This is a genomic window from Phocaeicola fibrisolvens, assembly GCF_025567125.1.
Taxonomy (GTDB): Bacteria; Bacteroidota; Bacteroidia; order Bacteroidales; family Bacteroidaceae; genus Phocaeicola; species Phocaeicola fibrisolvens.
Map to the genome: position 1 here is coordinate 64,963 of NZ_JAOQJI010000013.1, position 24,640 is coordinate 89,602.

A 24,640-nucleotide genomic window follows, 5' to 3' on the forward strand; every position below is an offset into this window, starting at 1 on the left:
TCGTTAATAATCATTTTTCCTCGTTATCTTTGCAAATGTAGTGCGTGGGTAACGAATACACAATGATGATTAATAACCATTTTCATGAACATAGTAGATGAATTGAACAGCCGTTTTTTGACGCAAGATTTGGTGTCGCAGCAGGACGGGCTGTCGGCGGCGGAACTGGAAAAATACAAGGCGATTGCATCCGGTTATGCGGAAATGGAAAATGCAGTGGCCGTGTTGAGTGACATGCATGCCAATATCAGCTATGTGTATTATGGGCATTTTTCACAGACTTTGGGTTGGAAGCAGGTGCCCGGCACGGAAGACCGGATTGATTCCATCTGGGAAGAGGTTATCCTGAAGCAGATACATCCGGACGATTTGCACGAGAAATATTTGCAGGAGCTTCGTTTTTTCCATTTTGTGCGGCGTCAGCCAAAGATGAAGCGGGCCGATTTCTATCTGGCCAGCAAGCTGCGCATGAAGGACGGGGCGGGCAACTATCAGTTTGTGTTGCACCGGTTGTTTTATGTGTCTTCACCCGTGGCGAATGGGCTGTGGCTGGCTTTATGCGTGTATACACCTTGGTTCCCGATGTTTGCAGGAAAGAGTGTGGTGGTGAATTCGGTGACGGGTGAGGAGATGGAACTTGGACGGAGGGACGACTCACAGATACTGTCTTACCGGGAGACACAGATTCTCCGGCTTATTGCCAAGGGCATGATGAGTAAGGATATTGCCATTCTGCTTTCCATCAGTATCCACACGGTGAGTCGGCATCGGCAGGAAATCCTGCGGAAACTTCAGGTGAAGAGTTCCATAGAGGCCTGTCGGGTGGCGAAGGAGCTGGGAATCATGTAAAGTGCTTGTGGTTTATATCAGACAATGTACAGCTTTTCGGTGAATAAGTGTTCTATTCTCCGAAAATATTCGGTAAATAGATGCTTTATTCCCCGAAAAATTATTATCTTTATTGCTAAAAGTGGCTATATGTATTTACATGAAAGAGAAAACTGGTGGCAGTTTACCTATGATAGCAGTAGAGTGCTTAAGCTTTTAGGGCGAATCAGGGCGAAACAAGGTATGGTGTTAGGTAGTCTTTCTGCTCTTGGATTTGAATTTCAGGATGAGGCTATGCTTTCTACCATGTCTGTCGAATTGGTCCGTTCTTCGGAAATTGAGGGTGAAATGTTGAATTTGCAGGAAGTGCGTTCTTCTATTGCCCGTCGTTTGGGGATTGAAACAGCTGGTCTTGTTCCGGCTTCCCGATATGTAGAAGGAATAGTGGAGATGCTATTGGATGCTACGCAAAATTATAAAAAGCCCTTATCTGACGACCGTCTTTTTGGATGGCATAATGTGTTGTTCCCCTCTGGAATAAGTGGATTGTACAGAATTGAAGTTGGGAAGTATCGCACAGGTGAAATGCAGGTGGTTTCGGGAGCAATGGGTCATGAAAAGGTTCATTATCAGGCTCCCTCGCCAGAAAGGGTGCCCGAAGAAATGAAACGCTTTATTCAGTGGGTTAATACTGAAGAAGATATAGATGAAGTAATAAAGGCGGCAATTGTTCATTTATGGTTTGTGTCTATACATCCTTTTGATGACGGTAATGGACGAATTACCAGGGCCTTGACTGATATGATGCTGGCACGTTCAGAGAATACAGGTAAACGGTTTTATAGCATGTCGGCCGAAATCAAGTTAATGCAAAAAGAGTATTATGAAATATTGGAAAGAACTCAGAAAGGAGATGGAGACATTACGGAATGGCTTCTCTGGTTCTTGAAGTGTCTTGACAAGGCATTGGATTCGACACGAGAAACATTGGCTGTTGTGTTGGAAAAAGCCAGGTTTTGGGAGTATTTTAGGGATATAGAATTCAATGTGCGGCAACGTAAACTGATTAACATGCTATTTGATGGTTTCTTGGGCAAACTTACTTCTAGTAAATGGGCTAAAATTGCTAAATGTTCGCCGGATACGGCTTTAAATGATATAAACGATTTGATTGCAAAAGGTGTGTTGGTAAAGAATAGTGAGGGAGGTAGAAGTACAAATTATTCTTTAGCAGGGCTACATTGTATGGATGAAATATAAGAATGATAAGAAAGCATGATTGAATGATGCAAGGAACGGAGTAAATTCGTAAATTTGATATCCGAAATTTGCGGCAAGATGTTCAAGTTAACACTAAACCTAAATAATAAGAAATGAAAAAAATGCTGATTCTATCGGCGCTGCTTGCATGCGGGCCGGCCTGCTTTTCACAGCAGGCAGAAAAATTTCCATTGGGAGATTACGAAGAACTGACGGACACGAAACCTCACGACGGGGTGGAAGTGTGGAACAAGATGACGGCTCCGGTCCGTTTCTGCTGGGGAACGACGGATGTGCGTTATAAGAAACTGGATGTGCCGGATGTGAAGGCGACCGGTACGCTCCGCCTGAAGGCCTGGAAAGGAGAACGGGTGAATGCACAGGCGGTGTTGTGGACGCAGAAAGACCTGGAAGGGGCGGAAATGACCGTCAGTGAGTTGAAAAACGGGAACTCGGTGATTCCGGCTTCGGCAGTGCGGACCCATTTCGTGCGTTACGTGATGACCGATGAACTGAACAAGGACGGAAGCGGAGGATGCGGTGCGCGTGAAAATAAGGCGGAGTGGGATTCTTTGATGGTGGCCGATGTGCTCGATATCGTACGGGTGCGGGAAGTGAAGGCGCGCACCACGCAGCCGGTGTGGCTGAACGTGTGGGTACCGGCGGAGGCAAAGCCGGGAAAATACAAAGGCACGCTGACCGTTTCTGGGAAGAATTTCGAGGCGATGAAACTGCCGTTTGAGATTGAGGTGGTGAACCGTACGTTACCGGAACCGCAGAAATGGGCTTTCCATCTGGATTTGTGGCAGAACCCGTATTCCGTGGCGCGTTATTATCAGGTGCCGTTGTGGAGCAAGGCGCATTTTGATGCCATGCGTCCCCTCATGAAGATGCTGGCCAATGCGGGGCAGCGGGCCATTACTGCCAGCATCATGCACAAACCATGGGCCGGACAGACGGAGGATGCGTATGACAGCATGATTTTCCGGATGAAGAAGCTGGACGGCACGTGGGTGTACGATTATACGGTGTTCGACAAGTGGGTAGAATTTATGATGAACGAGGTCGGCATCAAGGACTTGATCAGTTGCTACACGATGATTCCGTGGGCGTTGAGCTTCGACTATTTTGACCAGGCGACGAATCGGGTACAGTTTATCAAGGCGGCGCCGGGGGATGAGGCTTACGCGGAATACTGGGGTACGTTTCTGAAAGATTTCTCCCGTCACTTGCGTGAGAAAGGATGGTTTGAAAAAACGGCCATCTCCATGGATGAGCGTCCGATGGAGGCCATGCAGGAGGCCATCAAGGTGATTAAGGCGGCCGATCCGGAGTTCAAGATTACACTGGCTGGAAATTACCATGAAGAGATTCAGGGGGATTTGTATTACCTCAGCATTCCTTACGGGAATCAGTTCCCGGTGGATGTGAAGGCGGAGCGTGAACGCAAGGGACAGATTAGTACGGTGTACACGTGCTGTACGGAAGCGTTCCCGAATACCTTTACTTTCTCGGCACCGGCGGAAGCCGCATGGACGGCGTTGCATGCTGTGGCAGGTGGATATGACGGTTATCTGCGTTGGGCGGTGAACAGCTGGCCGATAGACCCGTTGCGTGACTCTCGTTTCCGCACGTGGGCGGCTGGGGATACTTACAGCATCTATCCGGGTCCGCGCAGCAGTATCCGTTTTGAACGGCTGGTAGAAGGTTTGCAGGATTGCGAGAAGATTTATGTGCTTCGCGAAGAACTGGAAGCAAAAGGAGCTACTGGAAAGTTGAAGAAACTGAATGCCAAACTGTCGGAATTTACGCCGGAAGGCTGGATTAAGGTGAATAAGAAATCACCTGCATTGATGGTGAAGGAAATGAATGCGTTGCTCAATGAAATGTAACAGTGGGCAAAAGAGTGGAAATAAAAAAGTCCGGTCGCAAAGGCCGGACTTTTTTGTTATGATAAAATTGTAAGAAAATTATTTTTTGGTGCTCGGGTTGTAGCGGGCGTTCAAGCCGTCTACAATTTCCTGAGTGATATCCAGTGATTTGTCAGCAAACAGCAGGTTGTCCAACTGGGTGTTGCTGATGATCAGGCTGTAGCCTTTCTTCTGGTTGTATACTTTCAAGAATGAATTGATGGAGTCGCGGAGCTGCAGGCTGTTCTTCTGGTTTTCTGCCTGAAGGTCAGCGTAAAGCTTTTCCTGCAACTGCTGCAAGTCACGCTGCTTCTGCAACAGACGGGCATTTTCCTGTTCTGCACGTTCGCGGCTGGCAAAACCGTTGTTTTCCAATTTGCGCTGGAACTCTCTCATTTCCCCGTCCAGTTCTTTTGCTTTTTCGTTCAGTGTAGTACGGATGTTTTCTTCTTTCTGAATCATCAGTTCGTTCAGGTCGTTCCAGTAGCGGTATTTGGTTAGCAATGAGTCTACTTCTACATAGGCAATCTTCATATTGGTACCTGCTACTGCCGGAGCAGAAGCTTCAGTGGAAGTTTCTTTTTTTTCTGTACATTGTGCGAACAGGAGTACTACGGCAAGTGCCAGAAGTCCTTTCAAAACATTCGTTTTTTTCATAATGATAGTGATATCGTTTTTAGTTAATTATTAGCGTTTATTCTACTTCTGTATGGGCAGATTGTCTCTCCGAAATGGCATGAGGGTTGAGATGCTGGGCGGCACGGTCTTGTGACTGCACGCATCCGATACCTCTTTTACGCATGGCTTTGCTTCCGCTCACGTGGGTGTTGGGGAAGCGTCCGTTCTTTTTGAAAAGTATCTTTACCGATAATAGCGCTATGCAGATAGCAACTATTAACAAAGTTATCAGGAGAGTCTTGAGCATTTCTATTAATTTTGTGGTGCAAAGATATAGTTTTTGTCACGATTCCTTAGGGTTTTGTCTTTAAAAAAGCCTTTTATGGAGGGAAAAATCGCGGATTTAACTTTTGTTTGCATACAATTTTTAATCATTATAATAGATAATACTTTTATGGAAAAGAAAGATTTACAACCGGCATCGGTATTTCATTATTTTGAAGAAATCTGTCGTGTGCCGCGTCCTTCTAAGAAAGAGGAAAAGATTCGGAAGTATCTAGTGGATTTTGCCCAGGCGCATGGATTGGCACATAAAGTGGATGAAGCAGGCAATGTGTTGATATGCAAACCAGCTACGGCAGGCATGGAACACCTGAAGAAGGTGGTGTTGCAGTCGCACATGGACATGGTGTGTGAGAAGAACAACCAGACTGTGCATAATTTTGAAACTGATCCGATTGAAACGTATATCGACGGAGAATGGTTGAGAGCGAAAGGTACTACGCTGGGCGCAGACAACGGCATCGGAATGGCTACGGAACTGGCGGTGCTGGCTGCGGATGACATTCAGCACGGTCCGCTGGAATGCTTGTTCACCGTGGACGAGGAAACCGGATTGACCGGGGCCTTTGCTTTGAAGGAAGGCTTCATGAGTGGCGATATTCTGATCAACCTGGATTCGGAAGATGAAGGGGAATTGTTTATCGGATGTGCCGGAGGAGCGGGTACTACGGCTGAGTTCCCTTGTCCGATGACGGCGGCTCCGGAAGGTTATTTCTTCTTCCGGGTGACTATCAAAGGATTGACGGGTGGCCATTCTGGAGATGACATCAACAAGAACCGGGCGAATGCCAATAAGTTGCTCGACCGCTTCCTGGCGATTCTGATGAAGCAGTATGACTTGCGTCTGAGTCTGATTGACGGAGGTAATTTGCACAATGCCATTCCGCGTGAGGCGCATGCCGTATGTGCGGTGCCGATGGCCGACAAGGAGAATGTACGGGTAGCCCTGAATATGTTCCTGGCCGATGTAGAAAATGAGTTCTCTGTCACGGAACCGAACCTGGTTATGGAACTGGAATCGGAAACACCCTGTGCGGAAGTGATGGAAAAAGAAGCGATGAAGCGCTTCCTGCTTTCTTTGTATGCCGTGCATCACGGAGTATATGCCATGAGTCAGGATATTGAGGGACTGGTGGAAACTTCTTCCAATTTGGCTTCGGTGAAGATGCGTGATGGGAAAATTGTCGTGGTGACCAGCCAGCGCAGTTCCATTCTGTCTTCTCGCGAGGATATGTCGCAGATGGTACGTGCGGCCTTTGAACTGGGTGGAGCGACTTGTGTCACGGGTGACGGTTATCCGGGTTGGAAACCGAATCCGTCGTCTGCCATCCTGAAGGTAGCGGTGGAAAGCTACAAGCGTCTGTTTGGAGTGGAACCGAAAGTGAAGGCCATCCATGCCGGACTGGAATGTGGCTTGTTCCTGGAGAAATACCCGTCGTTGGACATGGTTTCATTCGGACCGACGTTGCGCGGAGTACATTCACCCGACGAACGTATGCTGATTCCTACGGTAGATAAGTTCTGGCGTCACCTGCTGGATGTGTTGGCTCATATTCCGGCTCGTGTATGAGAAAAATGATTTATAGTTTGCTCTGGGCTGTGTGCGGCATGACTGTCGCACCAGTTCAGGCACAGCATACGTTCCGAGTGATGGAATACAATGTGGAGAACCTGTTCGATTGCCGTCACGATTCGTTGAAGCAGGATACAGAGTTCCTTCCAGGCAGCGTGCGAAACTGGACGTATGCTCGCTTTCAGGACAAGCTGAATAAGATTGGAAAGGTGATTCTGGCAGTGGGGAAAGAGCAGGTACCCGATTTGGTCGGCTTGTGTGAGGTGGAGAATGATTACTGCCTGAAAAGTCTGACCGGTTATTCTCCTCTTCGGGAAGCAGGATATAAATATGTAATGACTTCTTCGCCCGATGAGCGTGGCATTGATGTGGCACTGCTGTATCAGCCAGCCTCGTTCCGCTTGCTGACGTCGCAGCAAATCCGTATTCCGTCGGACTCGTTGGGCATGCGTCCTACACGGGATATCCTGTATGCTTCGGGGCGTGTGGCCAGCGGGGATACGTTGGATGTGTTTGTGTGTCATCTCCCCTCGCGTGTGGGAGGGGCGCAAAAGACGGATGCATACCGTTTGTGGGTAGCGCGCAGAGTCCGCCAGGCAGCCGACTCGGTCATAGCCAAAAGACAGAGCCCTCGTCTTATTATCATGGGCGATTTTAATGATTATCCTGATGGAAAGTCCTTGCAGGAAGGCCTGCGGGTTTCCGCTTTGTCGGATGAGCCGGATGTGTGTGCGTGCTACAATCTGATGGAGAACCAGCCGGAGGGTACTTACCGTTATAAAGGCGAATGGGGCGTACTGGACCAGATGGTGGTGAACGGAGGTTTGCTGCAACCCGATGTCCGTACCCGGACTTCAAAGGAAAAGGCTGCCATCCTGCGTTTCCCTTTCTTGTTGGAAGAAGACAATGTGTATGGAGGGGAAATGCCTTTCCGTACGTACAAAGGAAGACGGTATCATGGAGGATACAGCGATCATCTTCCGGTACTGCTGGAACTGACGGTGGAGGAATAAAAGGAAAAAGGGTGACTTCAAGTCACCCTTTTGGTTTATTTATATTGTAAGTGGAACTCTACTACGGCTTCTATTCCTTTTCTGAAAATGTCAAGAGAGAAATTTTCATTCGGGGAATGGATGGCATCGCTTTCCAGTCCGAATCCCATCAGGATGGTTTTGATACCGAGTATCTGTTCGAAGTCGCTGATGATAGGGATACTTCCTCCACGACGAACGGCCAGCGGTTTCTTTCCAAAGGCTTTTTCAAATCCTTTTTCGGCTGCCTGATAGGCCGGATGGTGGATGGGGCAGACATAGCCTTCACCGCCATGCAGGGGAGTGACTTTTACTTGTACATAGTCGGGGGCCTGCTGGGTGAGGTAGTCTACAAACAGCTGGGAAATCTTTTCATGTTGCTGGTGGGGAACCAGACGGCTGGATACTTTGGCGTAGGCTTTGGAAGGCAATACGGTCTTGGAGCCTTCACCGGTGTATCCTCCCCAGATACCGCAGACATCGAATGACGGGCGGCAGCTGTTGCGTTCCAGTGTAGAATAGCCTTTTTCGCCTTTCAGGGCTTTCACGCCGATGGCTTCCATGTATTTCTTTTCGTCGAACGGAATCTGGGCAATCATGGCGCGTTCGGCAGCCGGCACTTCTTCCACATCGTCATAGAAATGGGGGACGGTGATACGGCCGTCTGCATCGATAACTTTGGACAGTAAGTCGCAGAGCACGTTGATGGGGTTGGCTACGGCCCCACCGAAATGTCCGGAATGAAGGTCGCGGTTCGGGCCGGTCACTTCGATTTCCCAATAAGCCAGGCCTCTCAGTCCGGTGGTGAGGGAGGGAAGGTCTGCGCCCAGCATGCTGGTATCGGACACCAGAATGACATCGGCTTTCAGCAGTTCCTTGTGGGCTTTCAGGAAGGCATTCAGGCTGGGAGAACCGATTTCTTCTTCTCCTTCAAAGATGAATTTCACGTTATGGTGGAGTAATCCTTCCCGTACGAGGTATTCAAAAGCCTTGACTTGAATCATGGATTGTCCTTTATCGTCGTCAGCTCCGCGGGCCCAGATATGTCCGTCGCGTATTTCCGGTTCGAAAGGCGGGTTTTTCCACAGTTCCAGCGGTTCGGCCGGCATCACGTCATAATGTGCATATACCAGTACGGTGGGGGCATCGGGGCTGACACGCTTTTCGGCATAGACCAGCGGATGTCCTTCGGAGGGCATCACCATGGCCTCGTCGGCTCCTGCTTCGAGCAGCAATTGGCGCCAGCGTTCGGCGCAGGCCAGCATGTCTTCCTTGTGCGCAGGCAGGGCACTGATGCTGGGGATACGGATGAGGCTGAACAGTTCGTCGAGGAACCGGGCTTCGTTTGCTTGTATGTATTGTTTGATTTCCATGCGGTTTTTATTTATAAGTGGGTTGTCTTGTTAAGCAAGTAATAATCGAGGATGGTCATGGCTGCCATGGCTTCTACGATGGGTACTGCACGAGGCAGGACGCAAGGGTCGTGACGGCCACGTGCCTTTAAAATGGTTTCATTGCCGTGGATGTCGACCGTGGGCTGTTCCATCAGTACGGTAGCTACCGGCTTGAATGCGACCCGGAAATAAATGTCCTGTCCGTTGCTGATGCCTCCCTGGATACCCCCGGAACGGTTGGTGCGGAAAGCGATTTTGTCGCCCTCGCGGTAGAAGATATCGTTCTGCTGGCTGCCTTTCATCTCCATGTGTCCGAAGCCTTGTCCGTATTCAAAACCTTTGACGGCATTGATGCTGAGCATGGCATTGCCCAAAGCGGCATGAAGCTTGCCGAAAACCGGCTGTCCCAGTCCGATGGGGCATCCCTGAATGACACAGCTGATGACCCCGCCGATGGTATCGCCTTCGCCTTTGGTCTGGTAGATGTAATCGGCCATTTGCTTGGCCAGTTCCTGGTCGGGGCAGCGTACGGGATTGTTTTCGATGGTACTCAGGTCATACTCTGTATAATCTTTGTCGAGTTTGAAAGTGCCTACCTGTGAGGTGAAGGCAGTGATGCGGATGCCCAACTGCTTCAGGGCCAATTTGGCGAGGGCGCCTCCTACTACGCGGGCGATGGTTTCACGGGCAGAGGAACGTCCGCCTCCCCGATGGTCGCGTACACCATATTTCTGCGTGTAGGTGAAATCAGCATGTGAAGGACGGAATACCTCTTTCATGTTGTCATAGTCGTTGGAATGTTGGTTGGTGTTCCATACGACAAATCCAATGGGGCAGCCCGTGGATACACCTTCGTAAATTCCGGAAAGGAATTCTACCTCATCGGCTTCTTTTCGGGCGGTTGTGATGGAAGATTGGCCAGGCCGGCGACGAGCCAGTTCTTGTTGCACAAACTCCATGTCGATGGCAATGCCTGCGGGAAATCCGTCGATGACACCGCCTATAGCTTTTCCGTGTGACTCACCGAAGCTGGTGAGACGGAAGATGTTTCCAAAAGTGTTGTTGTACATGGTTGTATAGTATAATTGTGATTGTATTTACTGTTAGAATTTGCTTCCGGCACCTCCGCCGCCAAAGCTTCCTCCTCCGAAACTTCCGCCACCGAAGCCACCTCCGAAGCCTCCGCCTCTTCCGAATCCTCCGCCAAAGAACGGTCCGCCCAGGAAAGGGCCTCCGTTTCCGCCCCGGTGGTGGAAATCGTCGTCATTGACTTTCCGCTGGGTGCGGCGTACATGTCCACAATGGCTGCAGAGGTAGGTGACTTCTTCGGTACGTACGCCTCCCACGCGAGAAATCGTTCGTACGGAAACCTGTTTCAGGGTATGCTTGTGGCAGTTGGGGCATTTGTTTCGTTGGCGTCCCGAATACCAGAGTAGGGTGGGAACTAAAATGAAACAGCATCCCAGTACAATGAAGAGCAGGAGGTTGTCGGATTCTCTTTTGGGAGGAGTGGGGGAACCGGAACTCTTGTCCAGTATCTGACGTACGGCTTGAACGCCTGCTATCATACCGGCATCCCAGTTGCCTTTGCTCAGATAAGGATTCATGTAGCGGGTCTGGATACGTTTGCAGAGGGCATCGGGGAGGATACCTTCCAGACCGTAGCCGGTGACAAACTGGATGCACCGTTCTTCGATGACCAGTAGGATGACCAGTCCGTTGTCTTTGCCTTTCTGGCCGACTCCGTTCTTCTCACCCAACTGGTAAGCAAAGTCAAAGCAGTCGCCTCCTTCTATCTGGCGGACTGCCACGACCAATGTCTGGATGCCGGTTTTCTGCTCCAAGGCAAAAAGGGTGGTATCCATGGCGGCTACGGCGGCCTCAGTTAGTACACCGTCGGGGTTGCTGACATACCGTGCCCGGTTTTGCAAGTGTACCATGGGAATGTCTTCCACTTTGTATCCTTCTGCTTGTAGGTGGCAGAAAAGTGTAGTCAGCAAAAAGAACAGTCCAAGTGAAAAATAACGTTTCATGAGGAAGTCCACGGTTTAGAACTTTACTTCCGGGGCTTTCTCACTGCCTTCTTCTGCTTCGAAATAAGGACGCTTCTCAAATCCGAACAGGCCGGCTACGATGTTTTTCGGGAAACGGCGGATGCTCGTGTTATATTCGCGGGCCGTTTCGTTGAATTTCCGGCGTTCCACACTGATGCGGTTTTCGGTTCCTTCCAGTTGTGCTTGCAGTTCCTTGAAATTCTCGTTGGCTTTCAGGTCTGGATAATTTTCCGTGACGGCAAGCAAACGGCTCAATGCACTGCCTACTTCTCCTTGTGCTTTTTGGTAAGCGGCAATCTTTTCAGGGGTCAGGTCGTCAATGTCAATGCTCATTTGGGTAGCTTTCGCTCTGGCAGACACTACGGCATCGAAAGTTTCCTTTTCATGGGCTGCGTAACCCTTAACCGTGTTAACCAGGTTCGGAATCAAGTCGGAACGGCGCTGGTATTGGTTTTCTACATTGCTCCATGCAGTGCCTACGGTTTCTTCCTGAGTGACTAAAGAGTTATACGAACTGACGCAGTAAATTACGATGACAGCGACTACTGCGATGAGAATAATCCATGTTTTTTTCATACGTGTTATTTATGTTTTATAATTAGTTTCAAAGGCAAACATACATAAAAATCTCTTTTTTTGCCTATCTTTGCACAATAATTTTGATAAGTTGTAATATTATATATGAAGAATATCCGAAACTTTTGCATTATTGCACACATTGACCACGGGAAGTCCACTTTGGCCGACCGTTTGCTGGAATACACGCAGACCATCAAGATTACGGAAGGACAGATGTTGGATGACATGGATTTGGAGCGTGAACGTGGAATCACTATCAAGAGTCATGCCATTCAAATGGAGTATAATTATAAAGGTGAGAAATATATCCTGAACCTGATTGACACTCCGGGACATGTGGACTTTTCATACGAGGTGTCTCGTTCCATTGCAGCATGTGAGGGTGCGTTGCTGGTAGTAGATGCTTCGCAGGGGGTACAGGCCCAGACCATCTCGAACTTGTATATGGCCTTGGAACATGACCTGGAAATCATTCCGGTGATGAACAAGTGTGACATGGCCAGTGCGATGCCGGAAGAAGTGGAGGATGAAATCATCGATTTGTTGGGATGCAAACGTGAAGAGATTATCCGTGCCTCTGGAAAAACCGGAATGGGTGTGGAGGAAATCTTACAGGCCGTGATAGAACGGATCCCGGCTCCTCAGGGAGATGAAAATGCCCCGTTGCAGGCATTGATTTTTGACTCTGTGTTCAATTCTTTCCGGGGAATTATCGCTTATTTTAAGGTGGAGAACGGAATTATCCGTACGGGTGACAAAGTGAAGTTCTTCAATACCGGGAAAGAATATGTGGCAGATGAAGTGGGGGTATTGAAGATGGACATGGTACCGCGGAAAGAACTCCGTACGGGAGATGTAGGATATATCATTTCGGGTATCAAGACTTCAAGAGAAGTGAAGGTGGGCGATACCATTACGCATATTGACCGTCCGTGTGACAAGGCCATCGACGGATTTGAAGAAGTGAAACCGATGGTGTTTGCCGGGGTTTATCCGATAGAAGCAGAAGATTATGAGAACTTGCGCGCTTCACTGGAGAAACTGCAGTTGAACGATGCGTCTCTGACTTTCCAGCCGGAATCATCTCTGGCCTTGGGCTTCGGTTTCCGTTGTGGGTTCCTGGGGCTGCTTCACATGGAAATTGTGCAGGAACGTCTGGACCGTGAGTTTGATATGAATGTCATTACCACGGTGCCGAACGTATCTTATATGGTGTACGACAAGCAAGGAGGTGTACAGGAAGTGCATAACCCGGGTGGTATGCCCGATCCGACCTTAATTGATCACATTGAAGAACCTTATATTGATGCTTCCATCATTACGGCAACCGACTATATCGGTCCGATTATGACTCTGTGTTTGGGTAAGCGCGGTGAGTTGGTGAAACAGGATTACATTTCTGGAAATCGCGTAGAACTGCATTACAAGATGCCTTTGGGAGAAATTGTGATTGATTTCTATGACAAGTTGAAAAGTATTTCCAAGGGATATGCTTCGTTCGACTACCATCAGTCGGGCTTCCGTCCTTCCAAACTTGTGAAATTGGATATCCTGCTGAACGGAGAATCGGTGGATGCGTTGTCTACCTTGACTCATTTTGACAACGCTTACGATTTGGGCCGTCGGATGTGTGAAAAACTGAAGGAACTGATTCCTCGTCAACAGTTTGAAATTGCTATCCAGGCGGCTATTGGGGCCAAGATTATTGCGCGTGAAACCATCAAAGCTGTCCGGAAGGATGTGACGGCCAAATGTTACGGAGGTGACGTGAGCCGTAAACGTAAGCTGCTGGAAAAACAAAAAAGAGGAAAAAAACGAATGAAGCAAATTGGTACGGTGGAAGTGCCACAAAAGGCATTCCTGGCTGTACTGAAGTTAGATTAAATGGAAAAGAAAAAAAGGCGCCAAAACTATCGTACGTGTTTGGCGTCTTTTTTTTGCCATAGAAAATTATAAATAAATTGACAAATAATTTGCAATTTAAAATAAAATCCAATACATTTGTCTAAAGATAAAACCACATAGGCTTTTTTGAATGGATTATAACTTCAGGAAAATCTGGCCTGTTTTAATGCTAAAAATCATTTATAGCTTTGTCATACCTTAAATCTAATACGCTTATAATGTGGTTTGATGAGGCACAAAATTTGTAAATATGGAAAGATCTGTTTCGCTTTCAGACCAAGAACTTTTGGCTGCTTATCGTGCTGGGTCCACGGAGGCTGGAGAGCTTTTCTTCCAAAGATATTCGGTATTGGTAGAAAGATATATCAGGGCGCATGTCAGAGACGTGGAAGATGTATATAATTTACGTCAGGAGGTATTGCTGAGGGTACTTAATGGAGTAAGAACGACTTATCGGGAGACCGGTCGTTTGTTGCCGTGGGTAATGACCATTACGGTCAATGTAGTAAATGATTATTATCGTCAGCATGCAAAAGAGGCTGAAATAATATTGGAAGAGTTGCCTCCATCCCTGATGCTGTCGGAGGATTTTTCGGACGATTGGGATTATTGGAGACGGTATGAGCATGCTTATAGGATACTCGAACAGGTTTACAAAGATTTGCCATTAGAAGACAGAACCTTGATTTACTCTCTTTTTTATGAAAATCAAAGCTTTCGTCAGGTGGCTCTCAGCCGAGGAGTCAGTAAGTCATCTTGTTTTAAATATCTTCAACGGCTTTTGTTCAGACTTCGGAAAATGATGATTGCATCAGGAGTGGATAGAAGTTTTTTGGAAGAACGATGAGGAGAAAAGGTATCGGAAATATAATTCCTTCCGGATACTTTTTCTTCTTATTTTATTGTTATTATCTTTTAAGCTCCAATGTTTTTTGTACATTTGCGCACGAAAAAATATAGAATAATATCTTTATGCTAACATTGGACTGTATTTACCGGGCATCTTTTGCCCTTAAAAATGTAATTAGAAGGACAGATTTGATATATGCCCCTCAGATAAATAGTGAGAGTCAGATTTATTTGAAACCGGAGAATTTACAATATACGGGTTCATTTAAATTGCGTGGAGCTTGCTATAAGATTTCTCGTCTGACCGATGAAGAGAAGGCCAAGGGAGTAATAGCGTGTTCAGCTGGTAATCATGCGCAGGGAGTGGCGTTGGGTGCGACAAAGCATGGCATTAAATCTTTGATATGCCTTCCGGAAGGAGCCCCGATTTCGAAGGTGGAAGCGACCAAGCGCTATGGTGCAGAAGTGTGTCTGGTGCCGGGAGTGTATGATGATGCCTATCAGAAAGCGTTGCAGTTGAAAGAGGAAAAAGGATATACTTTCATTCACCCGTTTGACGATGAATATGTCATTGCCGGACAAGGAACTATTGGATTGGAATTGTTGAACCAACTTCCGGATGTGGAGGTGGTAATTGTGCCTGTGGGTGGTGGCGGCTTGATATCAGGGGTAGCCTATGCCTTGAAGTCGTTGAAGCCTGACGTAAAAGTATATGGTGTCCAGGCGCAAGGAGCTCCCAGTATGCTGCGTTCTATCGAACATGCCAAACGTGAATGCCTTCCATCCGTTTCTACTGTAGCCGATGGCATTGCAGTAAAAGAGCCGGGGGAGCATACATTTGAATTGTGCAGTAAATATGTAGATGGTATTGTTACTGTGACGGAAGATGAAATCTGTGCAGCCATACTGGCATTGATGGAACAGCAGAAACTGATTGCAGAAGGAGCGGGAGCGGTTTCTGTAGCAGCTGCGATGTTCAATAAGGTACCAGTGGCTGGAAAGAAAACGATTTGTGTCGTTTCGGGTGGAAACATCGACCTGACGATTTTGAGCCGTGTAATCGGACGTGGTCTGGACATGTCCGGACGCTCTTATACGGTGACACTGGATTTGCACGACAGACCAGGGGAATTGATGGGAGTGGCAGCCATTATAGCTCGCTTGGGAGGAAACATCATTTCGGTTTTGCATGAGCGAAACAACAACAACAGCAATGTAACAGCATGTTTTCTGCGCTTGGTGATGGAAACCCGTAATGCGGAGCATATCATGCAAATCCATAACGCCTTGCTGGAAGCGGGGTACTCGATAGTGGACTGAAGGGGAACCATACGGGACAGTGAGTTTTAAACTTAGACTGTCCCGATAAATTTAAATTTTTTAAGCAGAAATTCTCCGTTAACGTTACCAACGAAACAATATTTATCGTACATTTGCCACACATTGTAATGTTCGGTTTGCAAAAATGACTGATAAAATAAAACATCTAGGTATTGTGGAAAGCATTGACGGTTCTTACCTGAGAGTGAGGATTGTACAGACGTCTGCCTGCTCTTCGTGCAGTATAAAAGGGCACTGTAGTGCGGCTGAGTCTAAAGAAAAACTGATAGATGTATACAATAAGGACGGCCTTGAGTGTCAGGTTGGCAGTCAGGTCACAATCAGCGGAGCGACATCCCTGGGAATGAAAGCAGTAATGTGGGCTTTTGTTTTTCCCTTTGTGGTGTTGCTCGTTTCACTTTTTGGCTCCATGTATTTTACGGGAGGCGATGAAGTGCTTTCTTCGCTGGTAGCCTTATGTATGCTTATACCTTATTATCTGATACTTTTCTTTTGCCGGGAAAAATTCAGACGTACTTTTATATTTGTTTTGGAATCAATTAATAATTAATAAACTAACTTTATATTATGAGTTTAATTTTGGTTGCAGTGATTTCACTGGGTGCCATAGGCTTGATTTCAGCTGTTATCTTGTACGTGGCTTCCAAGAAATTTGCTGTGTATGAAGATCCTCGGATTGGACAGGTTGCCCAAGTGCTTCCTCAGGCCAATTGCGGTGGATGTGGTTTCCCGGGGTGTTCCGGTTTTGCCGCAGCTTGTGTGAAAGCCGGTTCTCTGGAAGGAAAAATGTGTCCGGTGGGCGGTCAGCCTACAATGGAGAAAGTTGCAAGCATCTTGGGGCTGGAGGCGGTTGCTTCCGAACCGAAGGTGGCAGTGGTAAGATGTAACGGAACCTGTGCCAACCGTCCGAAACTGACGCAGTATGACGGCGTACGTTCGTGCGTGGTAGCTAATTCCACTTTTGGAGGTGAAACAGGATGTACGTTCGGATGTCTGGGATGCGGAGATTGTGTGTCAGCTTGCCAGTTTGATGCCATTCACATGAATCCTGAGACAGGTCTTCCGGAAGTAGATGAGGCCAAGTGTACGGCTTGTGGGGCCTGCAGTAAAGCTTGTCCGCGCAACATCATTGAGATTCGTCCGAAAGGAAAGAACAACCGGAGAGTGTACGTGCAGTGTGTCAACAAAGACAAAGGGGCTGTAGCCCGCAAAGCCTGTGCAGCTGCTTGTATCGGTTGCGGCAAGTGTGTGAAGGTTTGTCCGTTTGAAGCCATTACTTTGGAAAACAACCTGGCCTATATCGATCCGGCAAAATGTAAATCTTGCCGTAAGTGCGAAATGGAATGTCCGCAGCATGCAATTGTAGCGGTAAATTTCCCTCCTCGTAAACCGAAAGTGGAGACTCCGGCTGCGGATAAACCTGCCGCAGAGAAGCCTGCAACGAATCCGGTTAAGCCTGAAGCCGAGAAGAAAGTAAGCCCGGCTGAAACTCCGGTTGAAGAAGCTCCGAAAAGCACAGAAGCTTAATCTTATAATTGTATAATACTAAATAACATAACAGTGAAGACGTTTAGAATTGGTGGAGTTCATCCAGCAGAAAATAAATTGTCAGCCGGGAAAGCCATTGAAACGCTTGCGCTTCCGAAGCAAGCTGTGTTCCCGTTGTCTCAGCATATTGGTGCGCCTGCCACTGCCATCGTGAAGAAAGGCGATGTAGTGAAAGTGGGAACCAAGATTGCCGAAGCAGGTGGCTTTGTATCGGCCGCTATCTTCTCTTCCGTTTCCGGTAAAGTAAACAAGATAGACAGTGTGATTGATGCGAGTGGTTATCGTAAACCTGCCATATTCATCGATGTGGAAGGTGATGAGTGGGAAGAATCGATTGACCGCAGCACGGAGTTGGTCAAGGAATGCAATCTGACTCCGGAAGAAATTGTAGCTAAAATTAAGAATGCCGGTATCGTGGGTATGGGTGGTGCCTGCTTCCCGACGCATGTGAAACTGACCCCTCCTCCCGGATGCAAGGCTGAATGTGTCATCATCAACGCCGTGGAGTGTGAACCCTATCTGACTGCCGACCATCGCCTGATGTTGGAGAAGGCCGACGAGATTCTGGTGGGCGTACAAATCTTGATGAAGGCAGCCAAGGTGAACAAGGCTTATATCGGTATCGAAAACAACAAGCCGGATGCCATTCAGCTGATGACTCAGAAAGCGGCAGCTTATCCGGGTATCGAAGTCGTACCTTTGAAAGTGAAATATCCGCAAGGAGGTGAAAAACAGCTGATTGATGCCATCATCGGCCGTCAGGTGCCGGCTCCTCCTGCCATCCCTATCAACGTGGGGGCTGTAGTGCAGAACGTAGGTACGGCGTATGCGGTATATGAAGCCGTTCAGAAGAATAAACCTTTGTTTGAACGTGTGGTGACCGTTACGGGTAAGTCATTGAAGAACCCGTCTAACTTCCTGACCCGTATGGGAACTCCGATGAGCCAGCTGATAGATGCAGCCGGGGGCCTGCCGGAAGATACCGGAAAAGTAATCGGTGGCGGTCCGATGATGGGTAAGGCGTTGGTGAATACCGAAGTGCCTATCTGTAAGGGTAGTTCAGGCGTCCTGATTATGAACGACAAGGAAGCACGCCGTGCAGAACCGCAGCCGTGTATCCGTTGTGCAAAATGTGTGAGTGCCTGTCCGATGGGCTTGGAACCCTTCCTGCTGGCTACTTGCTCGGCTCACGGCGACTGGGAACGCGTGGAACACGAAATGATCATGTCGTGCATCGAATGTGGTTCATGTCAGTTTACGTGTCCTTCTCATCGTCCGATGTTGGATTACATCCGTTTAGGTAAAGGTAAGGTGGGCGGTATCATCCGTGCACGTAATGCAAAAAAATAATTGGAGAATCTTATGGCAAACAAATTAATAGTATCCTTATCGCCGCATGTACATAGTGGCGACAGTGTACAGAAAAACATGTATGGCGTGCTGATTGCGCTGATACCGGCCTTGCTCGTATCTTTCTACATGTTCGGCTTGGGAGCAGTGGTGGTGACACTGACTTCTGTCATAGCCTGCTTGTTCTTTGAATGGGCTATCACCAAATATATCTTGAAGCGTGAACGTACCACGATTACCGATGGTTCGGCCGCGTTGACGGGAGTGTTGCTGGCATTCAACCTGCCTTCCAACCTGCCGTTGTGGATTATCATCATCGGTGCGCTGGTAGCGATCGGTGTGGGAAAAATGACATTTGGAGGTTTGGGATGTAATCCGTTCAACCCTGCTTTGGTGGGACGTATTTTCCTGTTGATTTCTTTCCCGGTACAGATGACTTCCTGGCCGGTAGTAGGACAGCTCACCAGCTATACGGATGCGGAAACGGCAGCCACTCCGCTGGCCTTGATGAAGATGGCCGTACATGGCGATGCCAATGCTTTGAGCCAGCTTCCTGATACGATGTCTTTGTTCCTGGGTAACAATCCGGGATGTATCGGTGAGGTGAGTGCCTTGGCCTTGTTGCTGGGACTTATCTATATGTTGTGGAAAAAGATTATTTCCTGGCATATTCCGGTTTCCATTCTGGTCACTGTATTTGTATTCTCCGGCTTGATGCATTTGGCAAATCCTACGGTGTATGCTTCTCCGTTTGCTCATCTGTTTACCGGAGGTCTGATGCTGGGAGCTATTTTCATGGCAACCGACTATGTCACTTCGCCGATGACCCACAAGGGCATGCTGATTTATGGCGTGGCCATCGGTTTCCTGACCGTAGTAATCCGTACTTTCGGTGCTTATCCGGAAGGTATGTCGTTCGCCATTTTCATCATGAATGCATTTACTCCGTTGATTAATACCTATTGTAAACCAAAACGCTTCGGGGAGGTAGTGAAGAAATGAAAAAACTAGAATCATCTTTAAAGAATATGGCTCTGGCACTGACCGGATTTTCCGTAGTGGCCGGAGGTTTGCTGGGCTGGGTGAATGATGTGACCGCAGAACCGATTGCACAGGCTAACGCCAAGACATTGAGCGATGCCATTGCAGTGGTGGTTCCTGGTTTTGACAACAATCCGGCTGAAGCTCCTGAAACGGTGGAAGTCAATGGAGCTACGTATAAAATCTACAAGGCGACCAAGGGCGGACAACCTATCGGGGCCGCAGTAGAATCGGCTTCCAATGGATTTGGCGGTACGTTGACCGTACTGGTTGGATTCGATAACGAAGGTAACATCATTGATTATTCTCTTTTGAGCCATTCTGAAACGCCGGGACTGGGTTCCAAGGCTGCCGACTGGTTCAAGAAAGGTGCCAAAGGCGATATTACCGGAAAGAACCCTGGAAAAGCTCCTTTGACTGTCAGCAAAGACGGTGGAGATGTGGATGCCATTACAGCTTCTACCATTACCTCACGTGCGTTTCTGCTGGCTGTGAACAATGCGTATGCAGCCTATATGAATCAGCATGTAGATGGAGCCAGTGGTGCTTCTCAGCAGAAAAAGGGTGCCGGGGAATATGAAAAGACAGATACGACGAATGTAGAACCCGTTAAATAATAGGAGGACAGGCTATGAATAATTTTAAAGTGTTAATGAATGGGATTGTAAAAGAGAATCCTACGTTTGTACTCCTGCTGGGTATGTGTCCGACTTTGGGTACGACTTCTTCTGCCATCAACGGTATGGGTATGGGATTGGCCACGATGTTCGTATTGATCTGTTCCAACGTGGTGATTTCTTTAATCAAGAACCTCGTTCCGGATATGGTACGTATTCCTATCTTCGTGGTAGTCATCGCGTCGTTTGTAACCTTGTTGCAGATGGTGATGCAGGCCTACGTGCCGGCATTATACGCTACGTTGGGATTGTTCATTCCGTTGATTGTGGTAAACTGTATCTTGCTGGGACGTGCGGAAGCTTTTGCGGCCAAGAACAACCCGGTTTCTTCCTTCTTTGATGGATTGGGTATGGGACTTGGATTTACCATTGCCTTGACGTTGCTGGGTAGTGTGCGTGAGTTTCTGGGTACGGGTAAATTGTTCAACGTGGCAATTATGCCGGAAGATTACGGAATGCTGATTTTCGTATTGGCTCCTGGTGCCTTTATTGTATTGGGATACCTCATTGCGATTGTAAACCGCTTGAAAAAAGCATAACCCTTAAAAATAGAACGATATGGAATATATATTGATATTTATTACCGCAATCTTTGTGAACAACATCGTGTTGTCACAGTTCCTGGGTATCTGTCCGTTCCTGGGAGTTTCCAAGAAAGTTGAAACTGCCATGGGTATGGGAGCGGCGGTAGCTTTCGTGCTGACACTGGCCACTATCGTGACATACGTCATTCAGAAATTTGTATTGGATGCATTCGGGCTGGGATACTTGCAGACCATTGCGTTTATCCTTGTCATTGCCGCACTGGTGCAGATGGTGGAAATCATCCTGAAAAAGGTGTCTCCGTCGTTGTATCAGGCACTGGGTGTGTTCCTTCCGTTGATTACTACCAACTGCTGTATTCTGGGTGTGACCATCCTGGTGATTCAGAAAAACTATGACTTGCTGACAGGCGTGGTTTATGCATTCTCTACTGCCCTGGGCTTTGCCCTGGCCTTGATTGTATTTGCCGGTATCCGCGAACAGCTGAGTCTGGTCAATATCCCGAAAGGCATGCGTGGTATGTCCATCGCATTGGTTACGGCCGGTTTGCTGGCGATGGCCTTTATGGGCTTCTCCGGTGTAGACAAAGGGCTGGCTGTCTTGTTTGGACTGAACTGATTTCGTAAGTTTCAGAAAATAAAATGTAGAAAGTGTTATCCGGGGCATTTCCGGGTAACACTTTTTTAATTTTTTAATGGCAGGTTGATGGACATTTCAATCCTTTTTCCTACTTTTGTAGAGATATCGTAAATGACCTTAATAAAGGAGTTAAATATAAGAAAAACCTTAGTGTTATGAAAAAAAGAATTCTCGTGACAGGTGGAACCGGATACATTGGTTCTCATACTGTGGTTGAATTGCAGAATAGCGGTTACGATGTAGTAATTGTAGATAACCTTTCTAACTCACGTGCAGACGTGGTAGATAGCATCGAACAGATTACAGGTGTGCGTCCGGCATTTGAAAAAGTAGACTGTCTGGATCAGGAAGGGCTGGATACAGTGTTTACAAAATATCCGGGTATTCAAGGTATTATCCATTTTGCAGCTAGCAAGGCAGTAGGTGAGTCTGTACAGAAACCGTTGCTGTACTATCGCAATAACTTGGTTTCATTGATTAACCTGTTGGAGCTGATGCCGAAACATGGAGTAAAAGGAATCATCTTCTCTTCTTCTTGTACGGTATACGGTCAGCCGGATAAATTGCCTGTAACAGAAGAGGCTCCTATCAAGAAGGCTGAATCTCCATACGGTAATACGAAGCAGATTAACGAAGAAATCATCCGTGATACTGTGGCTTCCGGTTCTCCGATTCATGCCATCATGTTGCGTTACTTCAACCCGATTGGTGCACATCCTACTGCATTGATTGGTGAACTTCCTAACGGTGTACCGCAGAACTTGATTCCGTATCTGACACAGACTGCCATGGGAATCCGTGAGAAACTGAGTGTGTTCGGTGACGACTATGATACCCCTGACGGTTCTTGTATCCGTGACTATATTTACGTGGTAGACTTGGCTAAAGCACACGTCATTGCCATGGATCGTATCCTGGGCGACAAGCAGAAAGACAAAGTGGAAGTATTCAACATTGGTACAGGTCGTGGTCTTTCTGTATTGGAACTGATTCACAAGTTTGAAGAAGCTACAGGCGTGAAACTGAATTACCAGATTGCTCCACGTCGTGCAGGTGATATCGTGAAAGTTTGGGCTGATCCTACTTATGCAAATAAAGAGCTGGGATGGAAGGCTGAAACTTCTATCGAAGACACTTTGCGCTCTGCATGGAAGTGGCAGGAACACCTCCGTGAAAAAGGAATCATGTAATTGAAATATTAATAAATTAAAAAATACTGAACTAAAGACGTTTTATGAACGTTATATGTGATGTACAGCTCTTGTGATGGTTGTCTATGTGAATAGCTAATCGTGACGGCTGACTTCCATCTGGAACAAGCAGAGAGTTGTATTTTTGCATAGTAGTTTTGTCGTGTTTTATTTTGTGTTTGTGTTGTGGCTGTTCTCCGACGAGAGTCGGGGAACAGTTTTTTTTGTATTTACAGATTTTGTTATACCTTTGCAACCGATTTTCGAATCGAGGGAATGGGACTTCCCTGTGATAAACCGCTAATGAAGTAGCTGATAGTTCCTGCCGAGGTTGGTCTTTCCAAATGGCCGGCAGGGAGTATTGCATCTGCATCCAAGCCGTGGAGTGGCTGCCTTGGTTTTTGCGAAGACCAGCGTGTAGGATGTAAGAAAATAACAGACAATATGAAGACGTTGAAAAATCAGAATTTTTGGTGGAGATTTGAGCAATTTCCTTTATTCCTTTATTTGTTTAAATGGCTTTTCCTTTCCGTTTTGTCCGGTGCCTGCATTGGTTCTGCCTCTGCCTTGCTGCTTGTGTCACTGGAGTGGGCCACACAGTATCGTGAACATCATCTTTGGATCATTGCCTTGTTGCCATTGGCCGGATTAGTCATTGGATTGATGTACCATTACCTGGCTGGCTCCGCTTCCAGGGGGAACAATTATCTGATAGAGGAAATCCGTTCGCCTCATGACATCATACCGTTCCGGATGGCTCCCTTGGTGTACATTGGTACCGTATTGACCCATCTGTTCGGTGGTTCTGCCGGTAGAGAAGGCACCGGCGTACAGATGGGTGGGGCAATAGCCGACCAGTTTTCCCGCTTGTTTCGCATGCGGCGCAGAGACCACCGGTTGATGGTAGCCATCGGTATCAGCGCCGGTTTTGCCTCCGTGTTTGGTACACCGTTGGCCGGAGCCGTTTTCGGTCTGGAGGTCATTGTGGTGGGCCGGATGCGCTACGAGGCCATTTTGCCCAGTTTCCTTTCGGCAGCTGTAGCCAGCATGGTGTGTCATGCCTGGGGAGTGGCACATACCCATTATGTGGTGCCGGAGGTGCCTGCACTGGATGGAAGCAATCTGCTGTGGACTGTGGCCGTAGGTATTCTTTTCGGGCTGGCCGCCATGCTGTTTTCTCGCTCCATCGGTTTCTGGTCGGGAGTGGCCAAGCGTATCAGCTACCCACCCTTGCGTCCGCTGGTAGGAGGTGTGGTGATAGCTGCTGCTGTCTGGCTGATGGGAACCACGAAGTACATCGGCTTGGGAGTTCCCACTATCGTGGCTTCTTTCTCCGAACAGCAGATGTGGTATGACTTCCTGCTGAAAACGTTATTTACGACCTTTACCATTGGAGTAGGTTTCAAGGGAGGAGAAGTGACTCCTTTGTTTTTTGTGGGAGCCACGTTGGGAAGTGCCTTGTCGGCCATCGTACCTCTACCCATGGGATTGCTGGCAGGAATCGGTTTTGTGGCCGTATTTGCCGGAGCAACCAATACGCCGATAGCCTGTACGCTCATGGGAATTGAACTGTTCGGGGCAGAGCCGGGCATTTATTTAGGAATTGCCTGTGTAGTGGCTTATCTGTTTTCCGGCCATACGGGTATCTATACAGCCCAGTTGATAGGGAGTCCCAAACATTTGGCTTACCTTCGGGAGAAGGGGAGGACCTTGGCCGAAAGAAGATAATTCTCGAAATCTTGGGAATGAAACGTAAGGGCAGAGAAAACGCATCAAAATTTCTTTAACAGGATTTAGTTTTTAATGTTTGTATTTATCTGATTATCAGTTTGTTTTGTTTGTGTATATCGATGTTTTTCATTATCTTTATAATAAAAAACAGATAAAATATGGATTCAATATCAAAGAAATTCTTGATTATGGATAATTTGGCAAAGGCCATGGAGCCTTTGGATACACGTGTACAAG

At 47.5% G+C, this 24,640-nt stretch carries 23 protein-coding genes and 1 riboswitch; of the genes, 17 read left to right on the plus strand and 6 right to left on the minus strand.

Annotated features, from left to right (window positions below):
* The first annotated feature begins 84 nt into the window (after positions 1 to 84).
* The 3 genes from OCV81_RS07685 to OCV81_RS07695 all read left to right on the plus strand — a co-directional run bounded on the left by OCV81_RS07685 (position 85) and on the right by OCV81_RS07695 (position 3,980).
* The gene (locus OCV81_RS07685; RefSeq protein ID WP_148329524.1) at positions 85 to 849 is read left to right on the plus strand and encodes a response regulator transcription factor; all 765 of its coding nucleotides are present in this window, start codon (positions 85 to 87) and stop codon (positions 847 to 849) included.
* A gap of 129 nt (positions 850 to 978) precedes the next feature.
* Positions 979 to 2,088: a Fic family protein gene (locus OCV81_RS07690; RefSeq protein ID WP_022354246.1), complete on the plus strand. Its 1,110-nt coding sequence runs from the start codon at positions 979 to 981 to the stop codon at positions 2,086 to 2,088.
* A gap of 113 nt (positions 2,089 to 2,201) precedes the next feature.
* Positions 2,202 to 3,980: a DUF4091 domain-containing protein gene (locus OCV81_RS07695; protein WP_148329525.1), complete on the plus strand. Its 1,779-nt coding sequence runs from the start codon at positions 2,202 to 2,204 to the stop codon at positions 3,978 to 3,980.
* Between the two features lie 78 nt (positions 3,981 to 4,058).
* Here the strand turns inward: OCV81_RS07695 and OCV81_RS07700 are convergent, their stop codons facing one another.
* Positions 4,059 to 4,655: an OmpH family outer membrane protein gene (locus tag OCV81_RS07700; protein ID WP_148329526.1), complete on the minus strand. Its 597-nt coding sequence runs from the start codon at positions 4,653 to 4,655 to the stop codon at positions 4,059 to 4,061.
* Positions 4,656 to 4,692: 37 nt separating this feature from the next.
* Positions 4,693 to 4,923 (minus strand): hypothetical protein, encoded by a 231-nt coding sequence (locus OCV81_RS07705; protein ID WP_204434009.1) that lies wholly within the window; start codon positions 4,921 to 4,923, stop codon positions 4,693 to 4,695.
* Positions 4,924 to 5,070: 147 nt separating this feature from the next.
* Between OCV81_RS07705 and OCV81_RS07710 the strand changes: the two genes are divergently transcribed.
* Positions 5,071 to 6,528: an aminoacyl-histidine dipeptidase gene (locus OCV81_RS07710; RefSeq protein ID WP_148329528.1), complete on the plus strand. Its 1,458-nt coding sequence runs from the start codon at positions 5,071 to 5,073 to the stop codon at positions 6,526 to 6,528.
* On the plus strand, positions 6,525 to 7,544 hold the full coding sequence (locus tag OCV81_RS07715) for an endonuclease/exonuclease/phosphatase family protein (protein WP_148329529.1): 1,020 nt from the start codon (positions 6,525 to 6,527) through the stop codon (positions 7,542 to 7,544). The genes OCV81_RS07710 and OCV81_RS07715 overlap by 4 nt, the downstream gene beginning before the upstream one ends.
* 35 nt (positions 7,545 to 7,579) lie before the next feature.
* Here the strand turns inward: OCV81_RS07715 and OCV81_RS07720 are convergent, their stop codons facing one another.
* Genes OCV81_RS07720 through OCV81_RS07735 form a run of 4 tightly spaced genes read right to left on the minus strand, consistent with a single transcriptional unit; the run spans position 7,580 to position 11,586 of the window.
* Complete coding sequence (locus OCV81_RS07720; RefSeq protein ID WP_022354253.1) at positions 7,580 to 8,935, minus strand: dipeptidase; 1,356 nt, start codon at positions 8,933 to 8,935, stop codon at positions 7,580 to 7,582.
* Between the two features lie 11 nt (positions 8,936 to 8,946).
* On the minus strand, positions 8,947 to 10,026 hold the full coding sequence (gene aroC, locus OCV81_RS07725; protein WP_148329530.1) for a chorismate synthase: 1,080 nt from the start codon (positions 10,024 to 10,026) through the stop codon (positions 8,947 to 8,949).
* A gap of 33 nt (positions 10,027 to 10,059) precedes the next feature.
* Positions 10,060 to 10,989 (minus strand): TPM domain-containing protein, encoded by a 930-nt coding sequence (locus tag OCV81_RS07730; protein WP_148329531.1) that lies wholly within the window; start codon positions 10,987 to 10,989, stop codon positions 10,060 to 10,062.
* A gap of 15 nt (positions 10,990 to 11,004) precedes the next feature.
* Positions 11,005 to 11,586: a LemA family protein gene (locus tag OCV81_RS07735; protein WP_022354256.1), complete on the minus strand. Its 582-nt coding sequence runs from the start codon at positions 11,584 to 11,586 to the stop codon at positions 11,005 to 11,007.
* A 105-nt stretch (positions 11,587 to 11,691) separates the two neighbouring features.
* Here OCV81_RS07735 and lepA point away from each other — a divergent pair, with 105 nt between their 5' ends.
* The 12 genes from lepA (at position 11,692) to OCV81_RS07795 (ending at position 24,400) form a co-directional block, all read left to right on the plus strand.
* Positions 11,692 to 13,473: a translation elongation factor 4 gene (gene lepA, locus OCV81_RS07740; protein ID WP_148329532.1), complete on the plus strand. Its 1,782-nt coding sequence runs from the start codon at positions 11,692 to 11,694 to the stop codon at positions 13,471 to 13,473.
* Positions 13,474 to 13,744: 271 nt separating this feature from the next.
* Positions 13,745 to 14,341: an RNA polymerase sigma factor gene (locus OCV81_RS07745; RefSeq protein ID WP_148329533.1), complete on the plus strand. Its 597-nt coding sequence runs from the start codon at positions 13,745 to 13,747 to the stop codon at positions 14,339 to 14,341.
* A 125-nt stretch (positions 14,342 to 14,466) separates the two neighbouring features.
* Positions 14,467 to 15,663: a threonine ammonia-lyase gene (gene ilvA, locus OCV81_RS07750; RefSeq protein ID WP_148329534.1), complete on the plus strand. Its 1,197-nt coding sequence runs from the start codon at positions 14,467 to 14,469 to the stop codon at positions 15,661 to 15,663.
* Positions 15,664 to 15,808: 145 nt separating this feature from the next.
* A complete protein-coding gene (locus tag OCV81_RS07755; RefSeq protein WP_148329535.1) occupies positions 15,809 to 16,234 on the plus strand; it encodes a SoxR reducing system RseC family protein in 426 nt (141 codons plus the stop codon).
* 17 nt (positions 16,235 to 16,251) lie between these two features.
* Positions 16,252 to 17,211: a Fe-S cluster domain-containing protein gene (locus OCV81_RS07760; protein WP_022354261.1), complete on the plus strand. Its 960-nt coding sequence runs from the start codon at positions 16,252 to 16,254 to the stop codon at positions 17,209 to 17,211.
* Positions 17,212 to 17,244: 33 nt separating this feature from the next.
* On the plus strand, positions 17,245 to 18,582 hold the full coding sequence (gene rsxC, locus OCV81_RS07765; RefSeq protein WP_022354262.1) for an electron transport complex subunit RsxC: 1,338 nt from the start codon (positions 17,245 to 17,247) through the stop codon (positions 18,580 to 18,582).
* A 12-nt stretch (positions 18,583 to 18,594) separates the two neighbouring features.
* Entirely contained in the window at positions 18,595 to 19,584 is a 990-nt protein-coding gene (locus OCV81_RS07770) for an RnfABCDGE type electron transport complex subunit D (RefSeq protein ID WP_072542006.1), read from the plus strand.
* The gene (locus OCV81_RS07775) at positions 19,581 to 20,240 is read left to right on the plus strand and encodes an RnfABCDGE type electron transport complex subunit G (RefSeq protein WP_148329536.1); all 660 of its coding nucleotides are present in this window, start codon (positions 19,581 to 19,583) and stop codon (positions 20,238 to 20,240) included. The genes OCV81_RS07770 and OCV81_RS07775 overlap by 4 nt, the downstream gene beginning before the upstream one ends.
* A 14-nt stretch (positions 20,241 to 20,254) precedes the next feature.
* Complete coding sequence (rsxE, locus tag OCV81_RS07780; protein ID WP_148329537.1) at positions 20,255 to 20,839, plus strand: electron transport complex subunit RsxE; 585 nt, start codon at positions 20,255 to 20,257, stop codon at positions 20,837 to 20,839.
* A gap of 19 nt (positions 20,840 to 20,858) precedes the next feature.
* Positions 20,859 to 21,461, plus strand: a complete 603-nt coding sequence (gene rsxA / locus OCV81_RS07785; protein ID WP_072542009.1) for an electron transport complex subunit RsxA — start codon at positions 20,859 to 20,861, stop codon at positions 21,459 to 21,461.
* Between the two features lie 176 nt (positions 21,462 to 21,637).
* Entirely contained in the window at positions 21,638 to 22,672 is a 1,035-nt protein-coding gene (galE, locus tag OCV81_RS07790) for a UDP-glucose 4-epimerase GalE (RefSeq protein ID WP_148329538.1), read from the plus strand.
* A 263-nt stretch (positions 22,673 to 22,935) separates the two neighbouring features.
* Positions 22,936 to 23,004: riboswitch (Fluoride riboswitch) on the plus strand.
* Positions 23,005 to 23,116: 112 nt separating this feature from the next.
* Positions 23,117 to 24,400, plus strand: coding sequence for a voltage-gated chloride channel family protein (locus tag OCV81_RS07795; protein ID WP_148329539.1), 1,284 nt, complete (start codon positions 23,117 to 23,119; stop codon positions 24,398 to 24,400).
* Positions 24,401 to 24,640: the final 240 nt, after the last annotated feature.